Source organism: Sulfuriferula thiophila (assembly GCF_003864975.1).
GTDB classification, from domain to species: Bacteria; Pseudomonadota; Gammaproteobacteria; order Burkholderiales; family Sulfuriferulaceae; genus Sulfuriferula; species Sulfuriferula thiophila.
The window spans coordinates 1-709 of record NZ_BHGL01000008.1; the positions used below are offsets into that span (position 1 = coordinate 1).

1 protein-coding gene is annotated in these 709 nt (G+C 48.0%); it reads right to left on the minus strand.

Annotated features, from left to right (window positions below):
- Window positions 1-28: 28 nt before the first annotated feature.
- Window positions 29-709: IS3 family transposase (locus EJE49_RS07505; protein WP_124949805.1), on the minus strand; the 681-nt coding region annotated here is incomplete at its 5' end.

The following is a 709-nucleotide window of genomic DNA, read 5'->3' on the forward strand; positions in this document are numbered from 1 at the left end:
CATTAATAACCGCAGTTAAAAGTAGAGGTTAAGCGGCCATAGCGAGTTTGTGTTTAGGTGGGATCCCACCAATCGCCGTGTTTGGTCGTTCGTTATTGTAAGTCCATAACCAAGCTGTCGCAAAGTTTTGCACTTCCTCGACGGTATCGAACAAGTAATGCGCCAACCAGTCATAGCGCACTGTGCGGTTATAGCGTTCAATATAAGCATTCTGCTGGGGATTGCCTGGCTGAATAAAGTCAAGTTTGATACCACGCTGTTCAGCCCATGCCTTGGTCATATTGCTGATGTATTCAGGGCCGTTGTCACAACGGATGGCCTTGGGCACACCACGCCATTCAACAATCTGATCTAGTGAACGAATCACTCGTTCTGACGGCAACGAGAAGTCAACCTCAATACACAAGCCTTCGCGGTTAAAATCGTCAATGACATTAAACAATCGAATACAGCGGCCATCCGCCAACTGGTCATGCATGAAGTCCATCGACCAGACTTCGTTGATTTGTGTTGGTACAGCAAGCGCCTCTGGTTTCTCCCGTACCAGACGACGTCTGGGTTTGATGCGCAGATTCAATTCCAGCTCGCGATATATTCGGTAAACCCGCTTGTGGTTCCAATGGAACTGTTTGGTATTGCGCAGGTAAAAATAACATAGGCCAAATCCCCAGTTGCGTTGGTTGGTGGTCAAACGTATCAGCCAGTCAGC